We start from the raw sequence: 21,454 nt of genomic DNA, 5'->3' as shown, positions 1-21,454 counted from the left end.
ATGAGCGGGGTGACGGGGCTAACCCGCCTCCTCCTCGGGCATCGCCGTCCCGGTGAAGGCGTCCACACAGGCCTCGGCGGGCCCTCGCAGCAGCCCGTGGGCCTCGAGGAACACCTCGTGGGCGAGCCGCCCGCTCCAGCCCTCCGGAAGCAGCTCGGGCGGCAGGTCCGGGTCGCGGAACGGGAAGCGGCGGTAGTCGTGGATCAGGTTCATCCGCTCGACCAGCGCGTCGGCGCCCTGCAGCTCGCCCGCGCGGTACGCGGCGAGCCGGGGCCGGTAGGTCTCGAGCAGCTCGGCGTAGGCGCGGTCCAGGCCCGCGAGGTCCCAGGACCGGGCGGCGATGTCCCGGTCCGCCGCGGTCCCGACCGACCGCGAGCGGAAGACGTCGAGCTGCACGGCCGGCTCGTCGGCGAAGGCCTCGCGGACCAGCCCGGTGCGGTCGTGCGGGCTCAGCCAGACCGACGAGGACAGCGGCCCGAACCCGAACCACGCGAGCTTCTTGCGCAGCTGCTCGCGGAGCCCCCGCTCGGTCTCGGGCACCGAGTAGATGACCATGTGCCACTGCCCGTCCCACGGGCCCTGAGCACGGTGGAAGATGCGCTCACGGCCCTCGTCGAGCAGCGCCCAGGCCGCGTCGGTGAGGGCGTAGACCGTCTCGCGGCCGTCCCGGCGGCTGGACAGCCAGCCCTCCTTGCGCAACCGGGTCACCACGACCCGGACCGTGGGCTCGGGGACGTCGAAGCACCCCATCAGCGACACGAGGCTGCGCAGCCGGGCCTCGCCACCCCGGTAGCGCAGGTAGTCGCCGAACAGGTCGAAGACCAGCGACCGCGCCTTCACGAACCCACCTCCCCCGCGCGCACGGAACCGTGCGCCGGACCCCAGTGTCCCACCCCGGGCGCCCTCGTCGATGACGCGATCACCGGCGAGCCGCGCCGATCTCCTGCCGACCGGCGCGTGATTGACACGTACTGGAACGCTCACCAGGATGTGCGCACCCCACTCGACGAGGAGCACCCGATGTCCGAGACCTTCGTGCTGATCACCGGCGCCTGGCACGGCGGCTGGGCCTGGCGGCCCGTGGCCGAGCACCTGCGGGCCGCGGGCCACCGCGTGCTCACCCCGACCCTCCCGGGCCTGCACGACGGCGACGACCCGACCCGGTACCACCTCGCGGACGTCGTCGACGCCGTCGTCGACCTGGTCGAGCGGGAGGACCTGCGGGACGTCACGCTCGTCGGGCACAGCTGGGGCGGCTACGTGATCACCGGCGCGGCGCCGCGGCTGTCCGCCCGGCTGCGCAAGGTCGTGTACTGGAGCGCCTTCGTGCCCGCCGCGGGCCGCTCGCTCTACGACGAGGTGCCGCCGCAGTACCAGGAGCTGTTCACGCAGCTCGCGCAGGCGTCCGGCACGAACTCCGTGGCGATGCCGTTCGAGGTCTGGCAGGCCGCGTTCATGAACGACGCACCGGAGGAGGTCCAGCGGGCCGTCCACGCGCTGATGGTGCCGCAGCCCTTCCAGTACTTCACCGAGACCGTCGAGCCGCTCGACCCGGCCGCACTGGGCGTGCCCGTCACCTACGTGCTGAGCAGCGAGGACGTCGCCCTGCCGCCGGGCGAGTACGGGTGGGACCGGTTCGCCGGCAGGCTCGGGGTCACCCCGCTCGCCGCCCCCGGCAGCCACGAGGCCTGCTTCACCGAGCCCGCCGGTCTGGCCGAGGCCCTGCTCAAGGCCTGAGCGGCGGGCCGGAGGTCATCGGGCCGGGATCACCGGGCGGGCGCCTCCGCGGCGCCCGCCCGCACGGCCGCGACGAACTCCGCGGCCGGTCCGGTGCACCAGGTGACCCGCACCCTGGATCACGACGGTCCGGGGCGCCGGCCGGCGCGCGACGACGCGCCGGTCGCCGCGCAGCGCGGACCCGAAGCGCACGAAGACCTTCGCCGCCTCCCGGCGCCGGCCGGCCCGCGAGCCGCTCGAGGACCGCCTCAACGGATCGTCGACGACCAACACCGCACAGCAACATATGACGCCCTCGCCCGGGGGAGCCGCGGGCGAGGGCGTCGTGCGGGGTCAGGCGGTCACGCCTGGGGTTGCTCCTGCGCCCCGTCGCCCGACCGCGGGTCCTGGCCGGGCTGGTTCGGCGGGAACCGCAGCGGCGGCAGATCCTGCAGCGGGAGCTGCGGGGCGTTGCCGACCTCCGCGGGCAGCGGCGCGCCGGCCGCCGGGTTGCCGACCGGGGCGAGCGGGTCGGCCGGGGCGTAGGTCTCCGGCCGCGCCAGGCCGCCGGAGTCGGTGCCGTCGAACGACCCGGTGCGGTCGCAGCCGGCCAGGGTCACCGTCAGCGGCCCGTCGGTGGCCACGTTCAGGTCCGCGTCGCAGTCCACGCCGGCCCGCTCCGGGTCGATCGTGACCGCGCCGACACCCGCCGACCGGACGTCGAGCACGTCCTCCGCCGGGGCCTCGACCGCCGGGTCGAGGTGCCGGAACTCGCGCAGGTACGGGTTGACCGGCGAGAAGTGCCCGTCCGCCACCCCGAGCTCGCGGCCGGGCGCCGGCGGGATCGCGTCGGTCACGCCCTGCCCGCGGGACACGACGTCGATCGTGCCCAGCTCGGGCCCGCGGGTCGCGACGTCCGAGAGCCAGTAGGCCTTGTCCGCCACGAGCCCGGACTCCGGATCGTCCATCAGCGGGTTGCGCACGAAGGTGACGTGGTGCGGGTCGACGGCGCGCGGCGCGTCGCCCAGCCACCCGGTCGCCCCGTCCCACATGCCGTTCTTGCACATCACGAGGTGCTCGGCGGCGAGCCCGACCCAGCTGTGGAACTCGTAGTCGTAGTCCCCGGCGGCGTAGGCGTCGGCGCGCTCGCGGGTGATGTTGTAGGCGATGAAGTCGTCGTTGACCCCGGCCCACTCCATCACCGGCTGGTTGCGCGGGCTCGGCAGCAGCACGGACAGCTTCGAGCCCGGCTCGTGCACCGTCAGCGTGTCGACGCCGACCGTGTCACCCACCTGGTCGGCCACGCCGTTGAGGCCCGGGAACGAGGGGGCGACGTTGAGCCCGTCGCAGAGGAAGGCCCTGTTGAACTCGTCCGGGAAGGTCAGGGACAGCTTGTTGGCCATGTAGGCGCCGGAGGAGAAGCCGCCCATCGCGGTCCGCTCCGTGTCGAGGTCGTAGTGCCGGCGGGCGTCGGCGATCGCCTCGAACACCGCCGCGCCGGACTCGCCGTAGCCCCACTCGTCCTGCCCGCGGGCGTCGACGTCGATCACCAGCGTAGGGTGGCCCGGACGCTCGGCGAACTGCCGGTACAGGTCGCGGTCGCCGGCGACGTCGTCCCCGGGGCGGAGCGCGCGTAGCCGTTGGTCCAGACGAGCGACGAGTACCCGTGCTCCGGTGCCGGGGCCTCCGGCACGAACACCGTGTAGCGCTGCAGCCGGCCCGGCAGGTCGGGGACGCAGTCGTCCCGGCACGGCCAGCCGAAGGCCAGGCTCGGCCGTCCCTCGCTGTCCTCGCCGGCGCCGGTCTGGATCCCGCCCTGCTGCGTCCCGGAGCCCGGAGGAGGGCCGCCCGGGTCCTCGGCAGCCGCCGCCCCTGCGCCTTCTCGAAGTGCGAGGCGAAGATCCGCGTCTGGTAACCGCTGGTCGGGACGCCGGCTCGTCGTCGACGCCGTCGGCGAGCTTCCCGAAGTCGACCTCGGCGAAGAACGGCGACAGGTCGCCCGCGGCGATCGCGCGCTTCTGGTCGTTGTCCCGGTACGGCGCCTCGAAGGGCTCGTCGAACCGGAAGGCGCTGTCGAAGAAGGCCGACGGTGTGGCGTCGCCCGCGATCGCGCCACCGGGGTGCGTCTCGTCCGCGGTGAGCTGCGGGACCAGGTTACGCTTTCCCTCCGGGCGCCGGAGAAACGAAACACGTGTGGGTGGGCAGCGGTCGGCCGGCTGCTCAGCCGGGCGCGGAGTAGGCGCCGCGGATCGCCTCGAGGTCCGCGCGCAGGGCGTCGACGCGGTCGGCGCCGATCAGCCGGGCGACCTGCCGCTCGAGCTCGGGCACGAGGTCCTGGGCGATCGCGATCACGTCCCGCCCGAGGTCGGTGGGAACGACGAGCTTGGCCCGCCGGTCCGAGGGGTCGGGCACCCGGTCCACGTAGCCGTGCGCCTCGAGGTGCCGCACCAGCTCGGCCATGCCCTGCTTGGTCATCTGGGCACGTTCGGCCAGCACACTGACCGTGGTGCCGGTGTCGTCCAGGTACTGGAAGACGGCGCCGTGGGCGGCGCGCACCGCGGTGTGGCCGCGCTCGGCCAGCCGGGCCAGGGCCCGGGCGTTGAGCGCCGCGAAGGCCTCGCGCATCAGCACGGCGAGGTTCGCCGGCCGCTCGGCACCCTTCCAGTCCGGCAGACCCCTCGACACTGGACAATCTCCTTGTCTACTCTTCCTACATGGACAAGTTACCTGTCGATTATCCCACGGCCGAACGCCTCCGCACGGGCCCGGACGAGGTCACCGTGCTCGCGACCGGCGAGCAGACCGGTGGCGCGCTCTTCGCGGTGCAGATCCGCATGCCGCCCGGCGGCGGTCCACCGGTGATGCACCGGCACGACCCGGGCGAGGTCTACTACGTCACGAGCGGCGAGTTCACCTTCTACCTCGGTGGCGCCGACGATCCGGGCCGCCGGCGCGTCACGGCCGGCGTCGGCGCCGTCGTCCCGCTGGCCGGCGGCACCCCGCACACGGTCCGCAACGAGTCCGACCGGGACGCGGTGGCGTTCGTCGTCCACGCCCCCGGCGCGCCGATGGAGGGGTTCCTGCGCGCGGTGGCAGCCCTGGACGGGGAGCCGGGGATGGACGAGATCCTCGCCGCGGCGGCGCGCACCGGGATCGAGATGCTCGGCCCGATCCCGGACGTCGGCCCGCGGGATGACACGACGGTGATCCGACCCACAGTTGAAGGAGTGTTCAACCGTTGACCTGATCCGGAGCGGAACCTTACGGTCCCACGGTCCGCGGAAGTGTCCGGAAGGAGCGGGTCGTGCACATCGCCGAGGGTTATCTCCCACCCCTGCACGCCGCGGCGTGGGCCGTCGCCTCCGCCCCGTTCGTGGTGCACGGGGCGCGGGCGGTCGTGCACCAGGTCCGGACCGACCCGGACTCGAAGCTGCTGCTCGGCGCGGCGGGCGCGTTCAGCTTCGTGCTCTCGGCGCTGAAGATCCCCTCGGTGACCGGCTCCTGCTCGCACCCGACGGGCACCGGGCTGGGGGCGGTGCTGTTCCGACCACCGGTGATGGCGTTGCTCGGGACGATCGTCCTGTTCTTCCAGGCGGTCCTGCTCGCCCATGGCGGGCTCACGACGCTCGGGGCCAACGTCTTCTCCATGGCGATCGTCGGGCCGTGGGTCGCCTACGGGACCTACCGGCTGGTCCGGCGCGCGGGCGGCGGCCTCGGGCTGGGCGTGTTCCTCGCCGCGGCGCTGGGCGACCTCGCGACCTACTGCGTGACCAGCGTGCAGCTCGCCCTCGCCTTCCCCGACGCCGCGTCCGGCGTCGGCGGCGCGATCGTGAAGTTCGGCTCGATCTTCGCGATCACGCAGATCCCGCTCGCCGTGAGCGAGGGCCTGCTGACCCTGCTCGTGGTGCGGCTGCTGGTCCGGGTCAGCCCGGACGAGCTGCGTCGCCTCGGGGTGCTGCCCACCCCGTCCGCCCCGTCCGCCACCGGGGAGTCCACCGCGAAGGAGGTCGGCGCGTGAGGCGCTCCACGCTGGTCAACTGGCTGCTGGTGCTGGCCGTCGTGGCGCTCGCCGCGATCCCGGTGCTGTTCGTGCAGGGTGAGTTCGGCGGGGCCGACGGGGTCGCCCAGGAGGCCATCACCGACTCCCACCCCGACTACCGGCCCTGGTTCACGGCGATCTACGAGCCTCCGTCGCAGGAGATCGCCTCCGGGCTGTTCGCCCTGCAGGCCGCGATCGGCGCCGGCGTGCTCGGCTACTACTTCGGCGTGGCGCGCACCAAGCGCCGGCTCGGTCGCGGCCCGTCCGTGCAGCGCCCCGAGGACTCCGCCTGATGCTGCCGCTCGACGCGGCGGCCTACACGAACCGGTGGCGCCCCCGGCACCCCGGGGAGAAGGCGCTGCTCTCGCTCGGCCTGCTGGTCCTGACCCTCGTGCTGCCCACCTGGCCGGGCGCGGCGATCACCGGCGGGGTGGCCCTCGTGCTGGTCCTCGGTCCGGCCGGGCTGCCGGCCCGGACGCTGTGGCGGGCGGTCCGGGTGCCGCTCGGGTTCGTCGTCACCGGGATGCTGCCGCTGCTGGTCGCGGTCGGCGGGGACCCGTGGCTCCGGTGGGAGCCCGCCGGGCTCCCGCAGGCGGCCCAGCTGGCCGGTCGCGCGACCGCCGCACTGCTGTGCCTGCTGCTCTTCGCCGCCACGACCCCGCTCGCCGACCTGCTGCCCCGGCTGAACCGGCTCGGCGTGCCGCCGGCGGTCACCGAGGTCGCCGCGTTGACCTACCGCTTCCTGTTCCTGCTGCTGGAGTCGTTGCGGGCGGTCCGGGACGCCCAGGCGGGCCGGCTCGGCTTCCGCACCTGGCGGACCTCCTACCGCTCGCTGAGCGGGCAGGGCGCGGCGGTGTTCGTGCGCGCGTTCGACCGGGCCCGGCGGCTGGAGCAGGGGCTCGCCTCCCGCGGGTACACCGGTTCGCTGCGCGTGCAGGTCGCGGCGCGCGAGCTCTCCCCCGCCTTCGTCGCGGCGACGTGCCTGCTGCTCGCCGCCGTCGTCGCGGCCACGTCGCTGCTGGCCCCGCGGTGAGCCCGGTGACTCCCGCGGGCCCGATCCTGCAGGCCGACGGCCTGGTCTTCGCCTACGACCCCGCGCGGCCGGTGCTCATCGGCGCCACCCTGTCCCTGCACGAGGGCCGCCGCCTCGCCGTGCTCGGCCCCAACGGCGGCGGCAAGACGACCCTGTTCCGGCTCCTGCTCGGGCTGCTCGAGCCGGGCGGGGGCCGGGTGCTGCTCGACGGTCAACCGGTCCGCCGCGACCGGCGCGGCCTGACCCGGCTGCGCGAGCAGGTCCAGCTCGTCCTGCAGGACCCGGACGACCAGCTCTTCGCCGCCGACGTCGCGCAGGACGTGTCGTTCGGCCCGCTCAACCTGGGCCTGGCCCCCGCCGAGGTCACCGCCCGCGTCGAGGCGGCGCTGGCGGCGTTGGGCATCGCCGACCTCGCCGACCGCCCCACCCACCTGCTGTCCTTCGGGCAGAAGAAGCGCACGGCGATCGCGGGCGCGGTCGCGATGCGCCCGCGGCTCCTGGTGCTCGACGAGCCGACGGCCGGGCTGGACCCGGCCGGCGTCGAGGAGCTGCTCGTCACGCTCGACGAGCTGCACCGGGCCGGGACGACCGTCGTCCTCTCCACCCACGACGTCGACCTCGCCCACCGGTGGGCCGACGAGGTCGCCGTCGTGGCGGACGGCCGGGTGCGGGTGGCCCCGGTCGAGGAAGTGCTCGGCGACGCGGAGCTGCTGCGGTCCGCGCGGCTGGGCCCGGCCTGGGCGCCGGGGGTCCACCGGCTCCTGCGCGCACTGGGCTCCGCGGCGCGCCCGCGCACCCCCGCCGAGCTGTACGCCGCGCTCGGGGAGATCGGGGAGCTGACCGTTCCGGTGGGCCGGACGGAGCCCTGAGCAGCGGGACCGGGCCCCGGCGGAGGGGCCTGTCGTCCCCGCCCGCCGGGCCGTTGGGCCCTGCTCGCGACCACGCGTACACGGGACGGTCGCCTCGCGGGGCCGCCCGGCCGAGGCCGGTGGTCCCCGTGGCGGAGCACGATCGGGGCGCCCCCCGTCCGGCTCCGGGCCCGGTCGCCTCGTCGGCGACCGGGCTGGCTCGGACCGCACTCCCCCGTGGTCCACACCGCCGGGACCAGGGGAGTCTCATCCGTCCGCGAGGACCTGCCGGACCTCCACCGTGCCGATCAGGCCGGCCGACTCCAGCGCCCGGTGCGCCGGCCCGCCCCCCTCGCCGGTCACGAGGACCAGCCGGGAGCCCTGCTGGCGGGCCAGCTCGTGGAGGTCGACCAGCGCGGTGAGCCCGCTCGGGTCGACGCGGGTCACCGCCACGAGATCGACGACGATCGTGGTGCCGGCCCGGATGTAGGCCGTCAGCAGCTTCCGGGCGCTGCGGGTGTCGGGTGCGTCGAGCTCGCCGGAGAGGCGGACGAGGGTCCGGTCCCCCACCTCGATCTCGAGCCGGCACCCCTGGGGATTCGTCATGTCGGTGATGGGCGATCGCCTCCTGCAGCAACGGACCGGGCCGGAGACGGGCCGGCGGGGGGCGTCGCCGCGGGCCCGTCACGCTGCGTATCGGATTCGTCGCTCGCTGTGTTACACGGTTGTCGGCAGAGCCGGGAGCTCACGCGCCGGGTTGCCGCCCCACCGCGCCCCGGCCGGGATCTCCTCGCCCTTCATGACGAACGAGTCGGGGGCGATCTCGACGGCGTCCCCCAGGGTCACGCCGTAGTGCACGAACGCGCCGACCCCCAGCGTCACACCCGACCCGATGGCGATGTGGTCGGACTTGAAGGCGCCGTCCTCCTGCGAGTGGCACTGGATGATGCTGCCGAAGTTCAGGGTGCAGTCGTCGCCGATGGTGGTCAGGCTGCGCTCGAGGACGGCGCCGCCGTCGTCGAACACCCGCCGGCCGACCTTCGTGCCGACCAGGCGCATCAGCAGGTTCTTGTACGGCGTGCCGGCCAGCAGCCGGTCCAGCGGCGGCACCATCAGCTTCCAGTACCGCTCGTGGCGCCAGAAGCGCACGTCGTAGATCGAGCACGACTGCGGGCGCAGTCGCCGGAACCCGTTCCCCAGCCGCTCCCAGAACGCGAACCACAGGATCGTGAACAGCAGGGTCGCGGCGGACTGCACGGCGAACGCGGCCGGGCCCCAGTCGTGGTAGTGGTCCACCGCGAGCAGCGCCAGCAGCAGCGTCCCGAGCACCTGGCCCCAGCGGACCAGCAGGAACAGCCCGATGGTGCGCAGGTTGTGCCCGTTCTTGCGGCGCAGCCGCCGGCGGCGCTCCCGGACGTCGATCTCCAGCACCCGGTCCCGCTGCACGGTGCGCGGGATCTCGAAGGCGGGCGAGCCGAGCAGCCCCACGCCGTGGCGGACGGGCCCGTCGATCGGCACCGCGACCTTGGTGGCGAGCAGGCAGTCGTCGCCGGTGCGGCCGCCGATCGGGTAGGCGATGTTGTTGCCCAGGAAGTTGTTCGCGCCGATGGCCACCCGCGAGGTACGGAACGAGGTGTTCCCGAAGTCGGCGTTGACCACCGACAGCCCGTCGGCGACGACGGTGCCGCGCCCCACCGAGGTCAGGAAGGGCGTCTCCTGGGCCAGGTTCGAGCCGAAGTTCGAGCCCGTCTGCTCGACCTTCCCCAGGTCGTAGCCCAGCAGGTACAGGTAGCTGACGATGTAGGAGCTGTCGCCGAACAGGTAGACGAACAGCCGCACGTTCGTCAGGCGCGTGATCGTGCGGTGCAGCGAGTACCGCCAGCCGTACAACGGGTACAGGCGGTCGGGCCGGACGAACGGCGCCAGCATCCGCGGCACCGTGAACACCACCAGCAGCCCGACGAGCAGCCCGCCGACCATCAGGACGACCGACTCGATCACCGCGTTGACGTAGAAGTGCGCGGTGGTGTGCCCCGCCGCGCCGGGCTGCAGCAGCTCCGCGAACCGCGGCACGCCGGTGAGCAGCATGAACAGGCCGCCGAAGCCCAGCGGCAGGTAGATCGCGAACAGCTTGACCAGCTGGCTCGTCACGTAGCCGGCCTTGCGCAGCGCCCGGATCCGGAGCGGTGACACGGCGCGGAAGTCCGTGCCGGTCGGCTCCGCGGGCGAGCCGTGCCAGCTCTGTCCCGCCGGGACGCTCTGCCCGCGGTGCAGCGAGGAGGCGTGCCCCAGCTGGGCGCCGTCGCCCATCGCGGTGCCGATGTCGAGCACGCTCTTCTCGCCGATCACGACGTCCCGGCCGAGCGTGACCCGCCCGGTCTGGATCTTCCCGGCGTGGGCCCGGTAGCCCAGCAGCACGGCGTCCTTGCGGATCACCGTGCCCGAGCCGATGGTGAGCAGGTCGGTGGCGACGGGCAGCTGCTTGGTGAAGATCGCGACGTTCTTGCCGACCTTCGCGCCCAGCGCGCGCAGGTACAGCGTGTACAGCGGCGACCCGACCATGACGAGCACCAGCGGGTTGGCCCGGGTCAGCACCCTGACCAGCCAGAACCGGAAGTACCGTAGGCTCCAGACCGGGATCTCCCCCTCCTTCCAGCGCCCGATCAGTACCCACTTCGCCGCGACCGGCAGCACGCACATCGCCAGGAACGCGGCCCCGCCGGCGGCGGCGGAGCGCACGTAGATGTCCAGCAGGCCGGTGCTCCCCAGGATCCAGACGTAGGCGCGGTCCATCACGTAGCCCAGCCCCGTCACGTACAGCAGGAAGCTGGCGAGCTGGAGGAACCCGGTGAGCAGGTAGCCGACGGTGCTGTGCCGCACCGGGGCGACCGGGGCCTGCGGCGGGGCCTGGACGGACGCGGGGGCGGCCGCGGCGGCCATGCCCGCGATCGTCGGGTTGGCGTAGACGTCGCGGATGGAGATCGACGGCAGGTCCTCGCGGCCGCGCAGCCGCGCGCAGAACCGGGTCATCACCATCGAGTCCGCGCCGAGGTCGTCGAACACGTTGCGGTCGACGGGCACCTGGTCCACGGCCAACACCTCGGCCAGGACCTGCGCGAGCCCCTCGACCACCGACGCGCCGTCGACGGCCGGGGCGGGGGCGGGGGTGGCGCCGGCGAAGGCCGTGGCGAGGCCGGCGATGGTCGGGTGGGCGTAGACGTCCTTGATCGAGACCGAGGGCAGGTCCTCGCGGGTGCGCAGCCGCGCGCAGAAGCGCGTCATCACCATCGAGTCGGCGCCCAGGTCGTCGAAGACGTTGAGGTCGACGGGCACGTGCTCGACGGCCAGCACCTCGGCCAGCACGCCCGCGAGCGCGGCGGCCAGGCCGGCGTGCGACGGGGCGGCCGGAGCCGGGGCCGGAGCCGGGACCGGCGCCGGGGCCGCGGTCGGAGCCGGGACCGGCGCCGGGGTGGGCGCGGGGGCGGCCGGCGCGGGCGCGACCGGGGCGGCCAGGATCTGGTCCAGGGTCAGGACCTCGGGCGCCGGAGGTGCCGTGGGCCGGAGGATCTGGTCCAGCGTGAGCACGTCGGGAAGCGGCTCGGGCTGCGGCCCGGGCCGGGGCTCGGTGTGAGGCTCGGTGTGGGGCCGGAGCTCCTCGATCTGCTCGTGCAACCGGGCGTTCTCGGCCCGCAGCACCGCCATCTCGGTGCCGCTGCGCGGCGCGGGCAGGCCGGGCAGGGCGGCGCGGTCCGCCCGGCCGTCGGCGGTCAGCGGGAGGGAGGCGAGCCGCTCCAGGCGACCCGGGACGTGGCTGGCGGGGAGCCGGTCCCGCAGCCGGATCCGGAGCTCCTGCTCGTCGGCGGGACGGTCGGACCGGCAGGTGTAGTAGCCGGTCAGCTCGGTGCCGTCGGGGCCGGTGCCGTGCGCGACCACGACCGCGGACGCCACGCCGGAGACCGCCAGCATCACCGACTCGATCGCCGTGAGGTCGATGCGCTCGCCGCCCACGACGACCTGCAGTGCGATGCGGCCGCGGTACTCGATCTCCCCGCCGGCGTCGACCCGGCCCAGGTCGCCGGTGCGGTAGATCCGGCCGGAGGGGTTGCCGGGGATGCCGAGGAAATCGTCGACGAACGCGTCGCCGGAGTCGAGGTAGCCGCAGGCGAGGCCGAGCCCGGCCACGCCGATCTCGCCGGTCTCCCCGTGCGGCAGGGCCAGCGGGAACTCCGGGTCGAGCACCACGGCCGCGTAGGTGGGCAGGGGCGTGCCGACGGTCACCGGCCGGTCGGGGTGGGCCTCGGCCCAGGCCGCGGTCACGGTCGCGCCGGGCGGCACGTACGCCGTGAGCAGGCGCCGGTCGGGGCGGTGCCACCGCGCGACCAGGCCGGGCGGGCACGGCTCACCGGACACCAGCAGGAACCGCAGCCGGGGCAGGTCCCGCTCGAGCGTCGAGAGCAGGGCGGGGGTGGTGCACAGCGCGGTGACGCGGCGCTCGTCGAGCTCGGTGTGCAGCGCCGGGCCGCGCAGCGCGGGGCCGTCGGGCGCGGGCACCAGCGTCGCGCCGGCGGCCCACGCCATCCACACCTCCTCGATGCCGCCGCCGGAGGACAGCGCGCGGCCCTGGTAGAGACGGTGCCCGCGGATCCCGAAGGTCTCCGAGGCGATGCGCACGGCGTTGCAGATGGCGCGGTGGTCGATGGCGACGCCCTCGGACCACCCCGAGTCGTCGGCGACGTGCACCACGTACGCGGGCCGGTCGTCGAGCCCGCCCCGCTCGGCCGGCTGCAGCCGCTGCGGGCTCATCTCCGCGATCAGCGCGGCGGCCTCGTCGAGCGCGAGCACGGCGGCCCCGCCGGTGCGCAGCGCCTCCGGGCCCGCCACCCGGCCGCGCAGGTGCGAGCGGCTGAGCACGATCCGCGCCGAGGTGTCCGCGACGACGAACGCGAGCCGGTCGGCCGGCGCGTCGGGGTCGAGCGGCACGCACGTGGCGCCGATCTTGAGGACGGCGAGCAGCGCGACGTAGGCCTCGACGCGCTCGTCGAACAGCAGCGCGACCCGGTCGCCGGCCCCGGCGCCGTGCAGCCGCAGGTAGCGGGCGAGCCGGTTGGCGCGGGCGTCGAGCTCGTCGTAGGTCAGGGCGCCCCCGGGGGCGTCGACGGCGAGCTGGCCGGCGCGGCCGTACTCGCGGATCCAGTCGCACCGCTCCTCGAAGACCGAGTCGAGGCGCTCGTGCCGGCGGACCCGCCAGCCCTGCGCCTCGTGCCGGTCGACGACGACCAGCTCCGAGAGCGGCACGTCCGGCCGGCCAGTGGTCGGCGGCCCGTGCTCGCCCGGCTGCGTGCCGGATCGTGTGATCGACATGTGGTCCCCCGCTGCTCCACCCGACGTGCGGACCGCGTGGGGCGGTCCGCCGGTGGTTCGAGGGTGTCGGTGCGCGCGGATCCGGAGAATGGGGACGCGCCTCCGGTCGTCCGGGGCTGTCCCCCGGATCCGCGGGGGTTGTCCCCCGGGCTCAGCCGGGCTCGCCGTCCGTCGGGGCGGGGGCGGTGCGGCGCCCGGCGGTCGCCGCCACCCCGACGACGGCGAGCGCGGCGGCCAGCGCGCCCAGGCCGGCGGCCACGGACGCGGCCGCGGCCACCACGCCGACGAGCAGCGGGCCGCCCGCGTCGCCCAGCTCCCGTCCGACCTCGGCCGAGCCCATCGTCTGGCCGAGCCGCTCCGGCGGGGAGGACGCGGCCAGCGACGCGAACGCGACCGGGGTGGCGATCCCGACCCCGAGCCCGATCACGACGGCCGACACCACCAGCGCGCCGATCCCGGTGACCACGGCGGCGAGGACGAAGCCCGCGACCATCAGCGCGAACCCGACCGCGAGCGCCGTGCGCGTGCTCAACCGGCCGCGGTCGTGCGCCCGGCCGGCGCGCGGCTGGACCAGCGTCGAGGACAGCGCGAGGCACGCCACCACGGCGCCGGTCACGATCGGGCTGAGCCCGGACGCGGTCCCGAGCACCGGCAGGAACCCGACGGCCGTCGCCAGGGCCGCGGTGGTGCCCGCGAGCGCCGAGGTCGGGCGCAGGAAGGCCGGGGCGGACAGCCGGCGCGCGAGGTCGACCACCGTCTGGCGCTGCCGCGGCAACGCCGGCAGGGCGGGGACGGCCAGGACGACCCACACCGTCACCACGGCGGCGACGGCGGCGAGGACCACGAACAGCGCCGTGAGCCCGGCGAAGGTGATGACCACCCCGCCGAGCAGGGGGCCCGCGGTGTAGCCGAGGCCCTTCCACGCGCCGTAGGAACCGAAGACGCGCCCGCGGCGGCCGCCGGCCCCCAGCCGTCCGACCATCGCCCCGGCGGCGGGCGAGAACGCCGACGCGGCCGCCCCCTGCCCGAGCCGCGCCAGAGCCAGCGCGACGGCGCCCCCCGGGCCCGCGGCGATCCCCCCGACCAGCGCGACCAGCACGTAGGCCAGGGACACCACGACGAACGCGGCGAGGCCGCCCAGCAGCACGCGCCGCGGGCCCCAGCGGTCGGCGAGCGAGCCGAACACCGGCTTGAGCAGGACCTCCGCACCGTCGTAGACGGCCAGGACCAGGCCCAGGGCGAGCAGGGACAGCTGCCCGGCCCCCGCCTCGGCGCCCGCGCCCGTCGCGACGGCGTGCGCGCCGAACGCGGTGACGAACCCGGCGGCGTACAGCGGGAACAGCACGGCCTGCCGCGGCGCGGCCGTCGCGGGCGGCGCGCCCGTCGCGGGGGCGCCCGGACCGCCCGCGGCGGTGCCTCCGGGGCCGTCCTCGGCCGTGCTTCCGGGGCCACCCGCGGTCGTGGTCTCCCGGCGGTCGTCCGGTTGGGCGGGGGTGTCGGCCATGCCCGGCGTCGTTCCCTTCCTGCGTCGGCCCACACCGGGCCGAGTGGCACGGAGCGGGCCGACGGTACCGGCACCGGTCGGGCTCCGGGCCGCCCTCGCGGTCAGCCCGGTGAACGGGACACCTCGTCCGTCGGGTCGCCGCCCTCCCCGGACCCGTCGTCCAGCGGCAGGAAGAGCGTCATCACCGGCGGGCTCTCCCGCGAGACGACCAGCCGGCCGCCCTGGTCCTCGGCCAGCCGGGTGGCGAGCGGGAGCCCCAGGCCGATGCCGTCGGCCGGCGTCTCGGTGCGCGGGCGGCCGTTGCGCTCGGGACGGCCGTCGGTGAAGCCCGGGCCCTCGTCGCCCACGTCGACCGCCACGGCGTCGCCGACCTCGCGCACCCCGACCCGGACCGCTCCCCCGCCGTGCCGCAGCGCGTTGTCCAGCAGCACCGCCAGCACCTGCCCGATCGCGGCCCGCGACCCCACGACCGCCGGCTCCGCGCCCCCGGGCTCGTCGGCGCCCGCCCCGTCCAGCTCCACCTCGAGGCTGCGGCCCTCCGCGACCAGCCGGGGCCGGTAGGTCTCGGCCACCTCGTCGAGCACGGCGTGCAGGTCGACCGGGCCGTGCCCACCGCCTCGCGAGCGCGCGAGGTCCAGCAGCTCCTCGACCGTGCGGGTCAACCGCTCGGTCTCGACGACGGCGGCGTCGAGCGCGGGACCGACGTCGGCACCCGGCCGCGCACCGGCGTCCGCCCGGGCGTTCTCCAGCCGCAGCCGCAATGCCGCCAGTGGCGTCCGGAGCTGGTGCGACGCCTCCGCCGAGAACGCCCGCTCGCGGGCGAGGAGGTCGTCGAGCCGGGCGGCGGTACCGGCGAACGCGGCACCGAGGGCGTCGACCTCGGCCAACCCGGCCCGCCGCGGCCGCACGCCGAAGTCCCCGTCGCCGAGCCGGTCGGCCAGCACGGCCAGCTCCTCCAGCGGACGGGCCAGCCGCCGGGCCTGTCGCCGCGCGATGACCCACGCCGCGGCCAGGACGAGCGCGGCCAGGCCCAGCATGCCCAGCCACAGCGGCACCAGCGCGGTGTAGACCGCCGACACCGGGTGCGAGGCCCGGACCGCGCCGACGATCTCGTGCTCCCCGAGCACCGGCACGGTCGCGATCAGGTCGCCGCCGCTCTCGACGACCTGCGGGCCGGCACCGGCGAGCACGGCCGCGACGTGCTCGTCGCCGGTCGGGGTGCCGTCGCCGGCCACGAGCAGCCCGTCGTCGTCGAAGAGCCCGAGGGTGGTCCCCGGCGTCCCCGAGCCGGGCAGCACCGCGGGGATGCGGTCGTGGGCGAGGTCGGTGAGCACCGCCGCGGCGGTCAGGTCGGCCAGCCGCTGCAGCGCGACGCCCTCGTCCGCCACGGCGTAGCGGGCGAGCCCGAGGGCCAGCGGCACGCCGAAGAGCGTCACGGCGATCGCCGCGATCGCCACCGAGAGCGAGACGATCCGGGTGCGGACGCGAGCGGTCCCTCGCACGGTCACCCCCCAGCCCCACGCGGGTCGCGGCGGTCCCTCGGCGGTGGCACCGGCGCCGAGTTCGCCGTCGCGGAGGGGTGCAGGCTAGGCCGTCGGCGGGTCGAGGCGGTAGCCGTGCCCGCGCAGCGTGCGGATCCGGGGCAGCCGGGTGCCGGCCGGGAACCCGGACAGCCGCCTGCGCAGCGCCGCGACGTGGACGTCGAGGGTCTTGGTGGACCCGCCCCAGTGGTCGTCCCACACGTCGGCCATCAGGGTGCGGCGGCTGAGCGCGGCTCCGGGGTCGCGCACCAGCCGCTCCAGCAGGTCGAACTCCTTCGCGCGCAACACCACCTCGCGACCGGCCACGGCCACGCGGCGTTCCCGCAGGTCGAGCTCGAGGTCGCCGAGCCGTACGGGCTCGCCGGCCGGTCCCGGGCGCCCGCGCCGGAGATGCGCCCGGACCCGCGCGAGCAGCTCCTCGCGGCGGACGGGCTTGGTGAGGTAGTCGTCGGCGCCCGCGTCGAGCCCGACGACGACGTCCATCTCCGCGCCCCGGGCCGTCAGGATCACGACCACGGCGTCGGCGGAGAGCGCCCGCAGGGCCCGGCAGACCCGGATGCCGTCGATGTCGGGCAGCCCGAGGTCGAGCAGCACGAGGTCGAGCGGCTCCCCCGCGCCGGCACAGTCGAGGGCGGTGCGGCCGGTGCGGGCCCACACCACCTCGTGCCCGTGCTGCGTGAGGCTCTCGACCAGGCCCTCCCCCAGGCCCCGGTCGTCCTCGACGAGGAGGATGCGCGCGCTCACGACGACATCATCCCGGGCGCGGAGGGATTCGCGGGCCGCGAACGTACGAGCCTGCTGAGAGGCCGGTTAGCCGACGGCAAAATCTTGCGTCCGCGGGCGCGCGGGCCTTGCCCGCGCTCTCCGCCGGTCGGTACACACGCAGGTAGGTGGAAGGTTCCCCCCGTCCACCTGTCCGGGCCGGGAGCCGCCCCCTTGATCTGCGGCCCCGGCCCCCGGACACCGGCCGGCCGACGTCCCGGCCCACCCCTCCCCGCTCGCGGATCCGTGTCCCTCCGGTGTGATCCCCCGCAGCCGTGGTACCGAGGAAGGACCCACCCGGCACGACCGGGCGAGTTGCGTACGCTCGAACTGCCCGTCACCGCGAGCAGGAGGGACACCATGTCGGAGCACGACCGGTACGGCGATCTCGGGGCTCCTCCGCCGCTCGTCGCCGAGTTCGTCTCGCTCTCCGAGAAGCTGCTCGACGCGCCCACGGTGCAGGACGTGCTCGACCGGATCGCCCAGGCCGCGGTGCGCGTGGTGAACGGCGCGGACATCGTCAGCGTCTCGCTGAGGTCGCAGGACGGCACCATCGACACCCCGGCCACCACCGACCAGGTGGGCGTGCGGCTCGACGAGCTGCAGAACGAGTTCGACGAGGGCCCGTGCCTCGACGCCAGCCGCATCCCCGGCATCGGCATCGCCTTCTCGGCGGACCTCGCCGCCGGCAAGGAGTTCCCGAAGTGGGGCCCCGCGGCCGCCGAGCTGGGCGTCGGGAGCGCGTTGGCGGTCGGCCTGTTCCCCGCGCAGGAGCCGCCGCGCATCGGCTCGCTCAACGTCTACTCCCGGCGCCCGGGCGGCCTCGAGCAGGCCGACCGCGACGCGGCCCTGGTCCTGGCGGCGCACGCCTCCACCGCCATCGCCGGCTCGCTCGCCTCCACCCGGGCCGAGCTCCAGGTCACCCAGCTGACCGAGGCCGTACGCAGCCGGGACGTGATCGGTCAGGCCAAGGGGATCCTCATGGAGCGCCGCGGCGTCGACGCGGAGGAGGCCTTCCGGATCCTGCGGTCGGCCTCGCAGTCTCTCAACGTCAAGCTCGCCCGCATCGCGGAGACCCTCACCCAGCGCCGCGGCGAGCTCTGACCCCGCCCGTCCCTCACCCCGTCGGGGCGAGGTGCGGCCGCCGCGCCTTGCCCATGGTGGACGGCGGCGCTGCGGCGCCGGTGTCGAGGGAGGGCGACCGATGGCACGACCCCTGGCCGGCCCCGGACATCCCTACCTGCGGCCGGTCGCCGAGGACGGGGACCGGGCGAGCGTGCTGATCGCCGTCCTGTGCGCCGACGTGCGGGAGGCGGCGCAGCACGGCCTGATCACCCGGGCCGAGTCCGACGAGCTGCTCGCCCGCCTGGCGACCGTCGTGGACCAGGCCGTCGGGGCGCAGTGAGCCCCCCTTCCCCCGATCCCCCGGGGACGACGAACAGGAGGAGGGCCCATGACGATCGGACCGGTCCAGATGCTGGTGCTCGGGTTCGACCACCCGAACTTCCAGGGTGGGATCCGCGCGGAGCTGGAGCGGCTCCGCGCCGACGACACGGTGCGGGTGATCGACTTCCTGGCCGTGTACAAGGCGGTCGGCGGCGAGGTCAGCGTGCTGAAGGAGTCCCAGCTCGACGAGGCCGAACGGGAGGAGTTCGGCGCGGTCGTGGGCGCCCTGGTCGGCGTCGGTGCGGGGCTCACGCCGGAGGAGGGCGCGGCCCTCGGGGAGGCCGCGGCGGACCGGGGCGTGGAGCTGCTCGACGAGGAGGCGTGGGACGTCCTGGCCGACATCCCCGAGGACACCGCGGCGGCGCTGGTCCTGCTCGAGCACCGCTGGGCGATCCCGCTCCGCGACGCCGTCGCCCGCGCCGGCGGCATGCGCCTGGCGTCGGAGTTCATCAGCCCGCTCGACCTGGTCCAGGTCGGCCTGGTCGCCCAGCAGGAGGCCGAGGCGCTGGTCGCGTCCTCGGCCGACACCGTCTGACGGCGAGGGGGCAGGAGATGTTGGGTCGAGACCGGCGGATCGCCCGGCGCAGCGGACGCCGCACCGCCAGGCGCACATCCAGGCGTCTGGCCAGGCGCTACTGAGAACCCGTCGGGCCCCGGAGGCGGCGCCCCCTCCCACGAGGGGGCACTCGCCGATCTCGTTCAGGGCTGTGTGCCTGCGGGTCCGGGTCCTCACCCGGGCAGCAGCACGGCCGCGCCCGTGATCCGGTCCGCCGCCAGGTCGGCCAGGACGCGGTCCGCCGTCGACAGCGGCCGCGGGTCGACGGTGGGCCGGACGTCGAGCGCGGCCGCGAGCCGGAGGAACTCCTCGCCGTCGGCCCGGGTGTTGGCGGTGACGCTGCGCAGCTGCTTCTCCCGGAAGAGCTCGCGCTCGTAGTCCAGCGCCGGGACGTCGGTGAGGTGGATGCCGGCGATCGCGAGGGTGCCGCCGGCATCGAGCGCCCGCAGCGCGACCGGCACGAGCCCGCCGACCGGGGCGAAGGTGATCGCGGCGTCGAGCGGCTCCGGCGGCTCCGCGTCCGCCGGGCCGGCCGAGGCGGCGCCGAGCGCGAGCGCCAGCTCCCGGGCCTCCGGCGAGCGGGTCAGGACGTGCACGGTGGCACCCTGTGCGACGGCGACCTGTGCCACCACGTGGGCCGACGCGCCGAAGCCGTAGATCCCGAGCCGCCCGCCCGGCGGCAGCTCCGCCCGCTTCAGCGCCCGGTAGCCGACGATGCCGGCGCACAGCAGCGGGGCGGCCGTCGCGTCGTCGAGCTGCGGCGGGAGGGCGTAGGCGTACGCCTCGGGGACCACCGCGTACTCGGCGTAGCCGCCGTCGGCGTCCCAGCCGGTGAACCGGGCGTCGGGGCACAGGTTCTCGCGGCCGGTCCGGCAGAACCGGCAGCGCCCGCACGTCCCGCGCAGCCACGCGATCCCGATGCGGTCGCCGATCGCGAACCGTCGCGTCCCCGTGCCGAGCGCGTCGACCACGCCGACGATCTCGTGCCCCGGCACCGTGCCCGGGTGGTGCGGGGCGAGGTCCCCCTCGACGAGGTGCAGGTCCGTCCGGCACACCCCGCAGGCCGAGACCCGGACGCGGACCTCGCCGGAGCCCGGTTCCGGGTCGTCCCGGTCCACCTGGGCCAGCGGGCCGGTCGTCATCGGTCCCGGTCGCCGCACGATCCACGCCTTCATCCCGTCAGCATGGCGTGCCGGAGGTCCACAGGGGAATGGTCGCGCGTCCCGCCGGTGCAGGTCCCTGGTCCCTCGCCGGAGATCACCGGGCCGTCCTCACCGCCCCGGCGGGGCCAGCCGGTAGACCGCGCCGGCGTCGTCGTCGGTCACGTAGACGGCGCCGTCCGGGCCGGCGACCGCGGCGACCGGGCGGCCCCAGCGGGAGCCGTCGGCCTCCTGGAAGCCGCCGACGAGCGTCTGCTGCGGCCCCAGCCCGCCGTCCCGCCAGGGGAAGAACGACACCTCGGGTGCCCGCGGGGGCTCGGCGTTCCACGAGCCGTGCACCCCGACCAGCGCCCCGCGCGCGAACTCACCGGGCAGGCCGCCGTCGACGAACGCCAGCCCGAGCGGCGCCGAGTGGCCCCCGAGCGCCTGCTCGACCCGCGGCAGCACGGCGCAGTCGAGCGCGGCGCCGTCCGGGTTGGTCTGCACGTCCCGGGTGAACGGGACGTCCGTGAGGACCTGCGCGGTGCCCGCCACGCCCGGCTGCACGTCCGGGTCGGGATTGCAGTACGGCCAGCCGAGGTTGCGGCCCGGGGTGAGCCGGGCGAGGGCCTCGGCCGGGTGGTCCCGCACGTAGGACTCGACGACCTCGCCGCGTGCCGAGCCCGAGGTCTGGCCGTACGCCCGGTCGAAGGGGTACTGGATGTTGTCCCGGTTGTTCACCGCGGTCCACACCGCCCCGTCCGGCGCGACCGCCAGCCCGGTCCCGTTGCGGACACCCACGGCGAACGGCTCGGGCGGGCCACCGCCGGGCGGCACCCGCAGGATCGACGCCCGGGGCGGATATGCCGCGAGGTCGCCGGCCGAGATGTTGCCCGTCGAGCCGACGGACACGTAGACGGCGCCGTCCGGACCCACGGCGACGCTCTTCAGCGCGTGCGCGTAGCGGCCCCGCAGGTCCGGGCTCTTCGCGTCCGGCAGACCGGTGACGACCGGCACGGGTGTCCCCGCGCGGCCCTCGGCGTAGGGGTACGCGTCGACCCGGTTGCTCTGCGCCACGTACAGGGTCGACCCGGCGAACGTCAGGCCGTGCGGCTGGTTCAGCCCGTCCAGCAGCGGCGTCTCCGTGGCGGTGCCGCGCCCGTCCGGCACCAGCCGCACGACCCGGCCCTCCTCGGGGACCGAGACCAGCAGCGACCCGTCCGGCGCCCACGCGGCCAGCCGCGCCTCGGGCACCCGCGCGAACACCGACATCGACCAGCCGGGCGGCACGAGGGCCTGCCGCGGGGTGTCGAACGGCCCCGGGTCGAGGCCCTCCGGGACCGCGACCGTGACCGGCACGAGGCCCGCCGGTACCGCGGCCGTCGGCGCTCCGGCCGCGGGCGACCCCGTACCCGGGCCTGCTCCCGACGAGCACCCGGCCAGCAGGACCGCCGCGACGATCGGGAGCACCCGGCGCACCGCACGCGACAGCCGCATCGACAGCCCTTC

General features: G+C 75.6%; 19 protein-coding genes. 9 read left to right on the top strand and 10 right to left on the bottom strand.

Annotation, left to right across the window (positions count from 1 at the left end):
* Positions 1–18 precede the first annotated feature (18 nt).
* Complete coding sequence (locus tag ACQP04_RS11715; protein ID WP_433507074.1) at positions 19–840, bottom strand: PaaX family transcriptional regulator; 822 nt, start codon at positions 838–840, stop codon at positions 19–21.
* Positions 841–1,020: 180 nt separating this feature from the next.
* On the opposite strand from ACQP04_RS11715, the gene ACQP04_RS11710 reads away from it, so the two are divergent.
* Complete coding sequence (locus tag ACQP04_RS11710) at positions 1,021–1,737, top strand: alpha/beta fold hydrolase (RefSeq protein WP_433507073.1); 717 nt, start codon at positions 1,021–1,023, stop codon at positions 1,735–1,737.
* 341 nt (positions 1,738–2,078) lie between these two features.
* Here ACQP04_RS11710 and ACQP04_RS11705 read toward each other — a convergent pair whose 3' ends face one another.
* Positions 2,079–3,266, bottom strand: coding sequence for a hypothetical protein (locus ACQP04_RS11705; protein ID WP_433507072.1), 1,188 nt, complete (start codon positions 3,264–3,266; stop codon positions 2,079–2,081).
* Positions 3,267–3,936: 670 nt separating this feature from the next.
* The gene (locus tag ACQP04_RS11700; protein WP_433507071.1) at positions 3,937–4,401 is read right to left on the bottom strand and encodes a MarR family winged helix-turn-helix transcriptional regulator; all 465 of its coding nucleotides are present in this window, start codon (positions 4,399–4,401) and stop codon (positions 3,937–3,939) included.
* 29 nt (positions 4,402–4,430) lie between these two features.
* Here ACQP04_RS11700 and ACQP04_RS11695 point away from each other — a divergent pair, with 29 nt between their 5' ends.
* The 5 genes from ACQP04_RS11695 (at position 4,431) to ACQP04_RS11675 (ending at position 7,657) form a co-directional block, all read left to right on the top strand.
* Positions 4,431–4,958, top strand: coding sequence for a cupin domain-containing protein (locus ACQP04_RS11695; protein ID WP_433507070.1), 528 nt, complete (start codon positions 4,431–4,433; stop codon positions 4,956–4,958).
* A gap of 62 nt (positions 4,959–5,020) precedes the next feature.
* Entirely contained in the window at positions 5,021–5,734 is a 714-nt protein-coding gene (locus tag ACQP04_RS11690) for an energy-coupling factor ABC transporter permease (RefSeq protein ID WP_433507069.1), read from the top strand.
* Positions 5,731–6,048 (top strand): energy-coupling factor ABC transporter substrate-binding protein, encoded by a 318-nt coding sequence (locus ACQP04_RS11685; protein ID WP_433507068.1) that lies wholly within the window; start codon positions 5,731–5,733, stop codon positions 6,046–6,048. The genes ACQP04_RS11690 and ACQP04_RS11685 overlap by 4 nt, the downstream gene beginning before the upstream one ends.
* Positions 6,048–6,788 (top strand): cobalt ECF transporter T component CbiQ, encoded by a 741-nt coding sequence (gene cbiQ / locus ACQP04_RS11680; protein ID WP_433507067.1) that lies wholly within the window; start codon positions 6,048–6,050, stop codon positions 6,786–6,788. Before ACQP04_RS11685 ends, cbiQ begins: the two co-directional genes overlap by 1 nt.
* Before the next feature lie 5 nt (positions 6,789–6,793).
* Positions 6,794–7,657, top strand: coding sequence for an energy-coupling factor ABC transporter ATP-binding protein (locus ACQP04_RS11675; RefSeq protein WP_433507066.1), 864 nt, complete (start codon positions 6,794–6,796; stop codon positions 7,655–7,657).
* 246 nt (positions 7,658–7,903) lie between these two features.
* Here the strand turns inward: ACQP04_RS11675 and ACQP04_RS11670 are convergent, their stop codons facing one another.
* From ACQP04_RS11670 to ACQP04_RS11650, 5 genes are all read right to left on the bottom strand, one after another.
* Positions 7,904–8,242 carry an STAS domain-containing protein gene (locus ACQP04_RS11670; RefSeq protein WP_433507065.1) on the bottom strand — a complete coding sequence of 113 codons (339 nt, stop codon included), beginning with the start codon at positions 8,240–8,242 and terminating at the stop codon, positions 7,904–7,906.
* Positions 8,243–8,353: 111 nt separating this feature from the next.
* A complete protein-coding gene (locus ACQP04_RS11665) occupies positions 8,354–12,997 on the bottom strand; it encodes a Pls/PosA family non-ribosomal peptide synthetase (protein WP_433507064.1) in 4,644 nt (1,547 codons plus the stop codon).
* Between the two features lie 151 nt (positions 12,998–13,148).
* Entirely contained in the window at positions 13,149–14,501 is a 1,353-nt protein-coding gene (locus ACQP04_RS11660) for an MFS transporter (protein ID WP_433507063.1), read from the bottom strand.
* Positions 14,502–14,602: 101 nt separating this feature from the next.
* The gene (locus ACQP04_RS11655; RefSeq protein WP_433507062.1) at positions 14,603–16,003 is read right to left on the bottom strand and encodes a HAMP domain-containing sensor histidine kinase; all 1,401 of its coding nucleotides are present in this window, start codon (positions 16,001–16,003) and stop codon (positions 14,603–14,605) included.
* Positions 16,004–16,087: 84 nt separating this feature from the next.
* On the bottom strand, positions 16,088–16,786 hold the full coding sequence (locus ACQP04_RS11650; RefSeq protein ID WP_433507061.1) for a response regulator transcription factor: 699 nt from the start codon (positions 16,784–16,786) through the stop codon (positions 16,088–16,090).
* Between the two features lie 378 nt (positions 16,787–17,164).
* On the opposite strand from ACQP04_RS11650, the gene ACQP04_RS11645 reads away from it, so the two are divergent.
* The 3 genes from ACQP04_RS11645 (at position 17,165) to ACQP04_RS11635 (ending at position 18,785) form a co-directional block, all read left to right on the top strand.
* Positions 17,165–17,908 (top strand): GAF and ANTAR domain-containing protein, encoded by a 744-nt coding sequence (locus ACQP04_RS11645; RefSeq protein WP_433507060.1) that lies wholly within the window; start codon positions 17,165–17,167, stop codon positions 17,906–17,908.
* Between the two features lie 100 nt (positions 17,909–18,008).
* Positions 18,009–18,209, top strand: a complete 201-nt coding sequence (locus ACQP04_RS11640; protein ID WP_433507059.1) for a hypothetical protein — start codon at positions 18,009–18,011, stop codon at positions 18,207–18,209.
* Between the two features lie 48 nt (positions 18,210–18,257).
* Positions 18,258–18,785, top strand: coding sequence for a hypothetical protein (locus ACQP04_RS11635; RefSeq protein WP_037040547.1), 528 nt, complete (start codon positions 18,258–18,260; stop codon positions 18,783–18,785).
* 194 nt (positions 18,786–18,979) lie between these two features.
* Here the strand turns inward: ACQP04_RS11635 and ACQP04_RS11630 are convergent, their stop codons facing one another.
* Together ACQP04_RS11630 and ACQP04_RS11625 are read right to left on the bottom strand one after the other, a co-directional pair.
* On the bottom strand, positions 18,980–19,981 hold the full coding sequence (locus ACQP04_RS11630; protein ID WP_433507058.1) for a zinc-dependent alcohol dehydrogenase family protein: 1,002 nt from the start codon (positions 19,979–19,981) through the stop codon (positions 18,980–18,982).
* Positions 19,982–20,077: 96 nt separating this feature from the next.
* The gene (locus tag ACQP04_RS11625; protein ID WP_433507057.1) at positions 20,078–21,442 is read right to left on the bottom strand and encodes a PQQ-dependent sugar dehydrogenase; all 1,365 of its coding nucleotides are present in this window, start codon (positions 21,440–21,442) and stop codon (positions 20,078–20,080) included.
* Between the last annotated feature and the right edge of the window lie 12 nt (positions 21,443–21,454).

The sequence above is a fragment of the Pseudonocardia halophobica genome (genome assembly GCF_050948485.1).
Taxonomy (GTDB): Bacteria; Actinomycetota; Actinomycetes; order Mycobacteriales; family Pseudonocardiaceae; genus Pseudonocardia; species Pseudonocardia halophobica.
This window is presented reverse-complemented; position numbering and strand designations above follow the sequence as displayed.

Excerpts from the sequence above, each read along its gene's own strand:
- ACQP04_RS11710 (WP_433507073.1), top strand. The coding sequence starts at position 1,021 with ATGTCCGAGACCTTCGTGCTGATCACCGGCGCCTGGCACGGCGGCTGG.
- ACQP04_RS11695 (WP_433507070.1), top strand. The coding sequence starts at position 4,431 with ATGGACAAGTTACCTGTCGATTATCCCACGGCCGAACGCCTCCGCACG.
- cbiQ (WP_433507067.1), top strand. The coding sequence starts at position 6,048 with ATGCTGCCGCTCGACGCGGCGGCCTACACGAACCGGTGGCGCCCCCGG.
- ACQP04_RS11670 (WP_433507065.1), bottom strand. The coding sequence starts at position 8,242 with ATGACGAATCCCCAGGGGTGCCGGCTCGAGATCGAGGTGGGGGACCGG.
- ACQP04_RS11665 (WP_433507064.1), bottom strand. The coding sequence starts at position 12,997 with ATGTCGATCACACGATCCGGCACGCAGCCGGGCGAGCACGGGCCGCCG.
- ACQP04_RS11660 (WP_433507063.1), bottom strand. The coding sequence starts at position 14,501 with ATGGCCGACACCCCCGCCCAACCGGACGACCGCCGGGAGACCACGACC.
- ACQP04_RS11645 (WP_433507060.1), top strand. The coding sequence starts at position 17,165 with ATGTCGGAGCACGACCGGTACGGCGATCTCGGGGCTCCTCCGCCGCTC.
- ACQP04_RS11640 (WP_433507059.1), top strand. The coding sequence starts at position 18,009 with ATGGCACGACCCCTGGCCGGCCCCGGACATCCCTACCTGCGGCCGGTC.
- ACQP04_RS11635 (WP_037040547.1), top strand. The coding sequence starts at position 18,258 with ATGACGATCGGACCGGTCCAGATGCTGGTGCTCGGGTTCGACCACCCG.
- ACQP04_RS11630 (WP_433507058.1), bottom strand. The coding sequence starts at position 19,981 with ATGAAGGCGTGGATCGTGCGGCGACCGGGACCGATGACGACCGGCCCG.
- ACQP04_RS11625 (WP_433507057.1), bottom strand. The coding sequence starts at position 21,442 with ATGCGGCTGTCGCGTGCGGTGCGCCGGGTGCTCCCGATCGTCGCGGCG.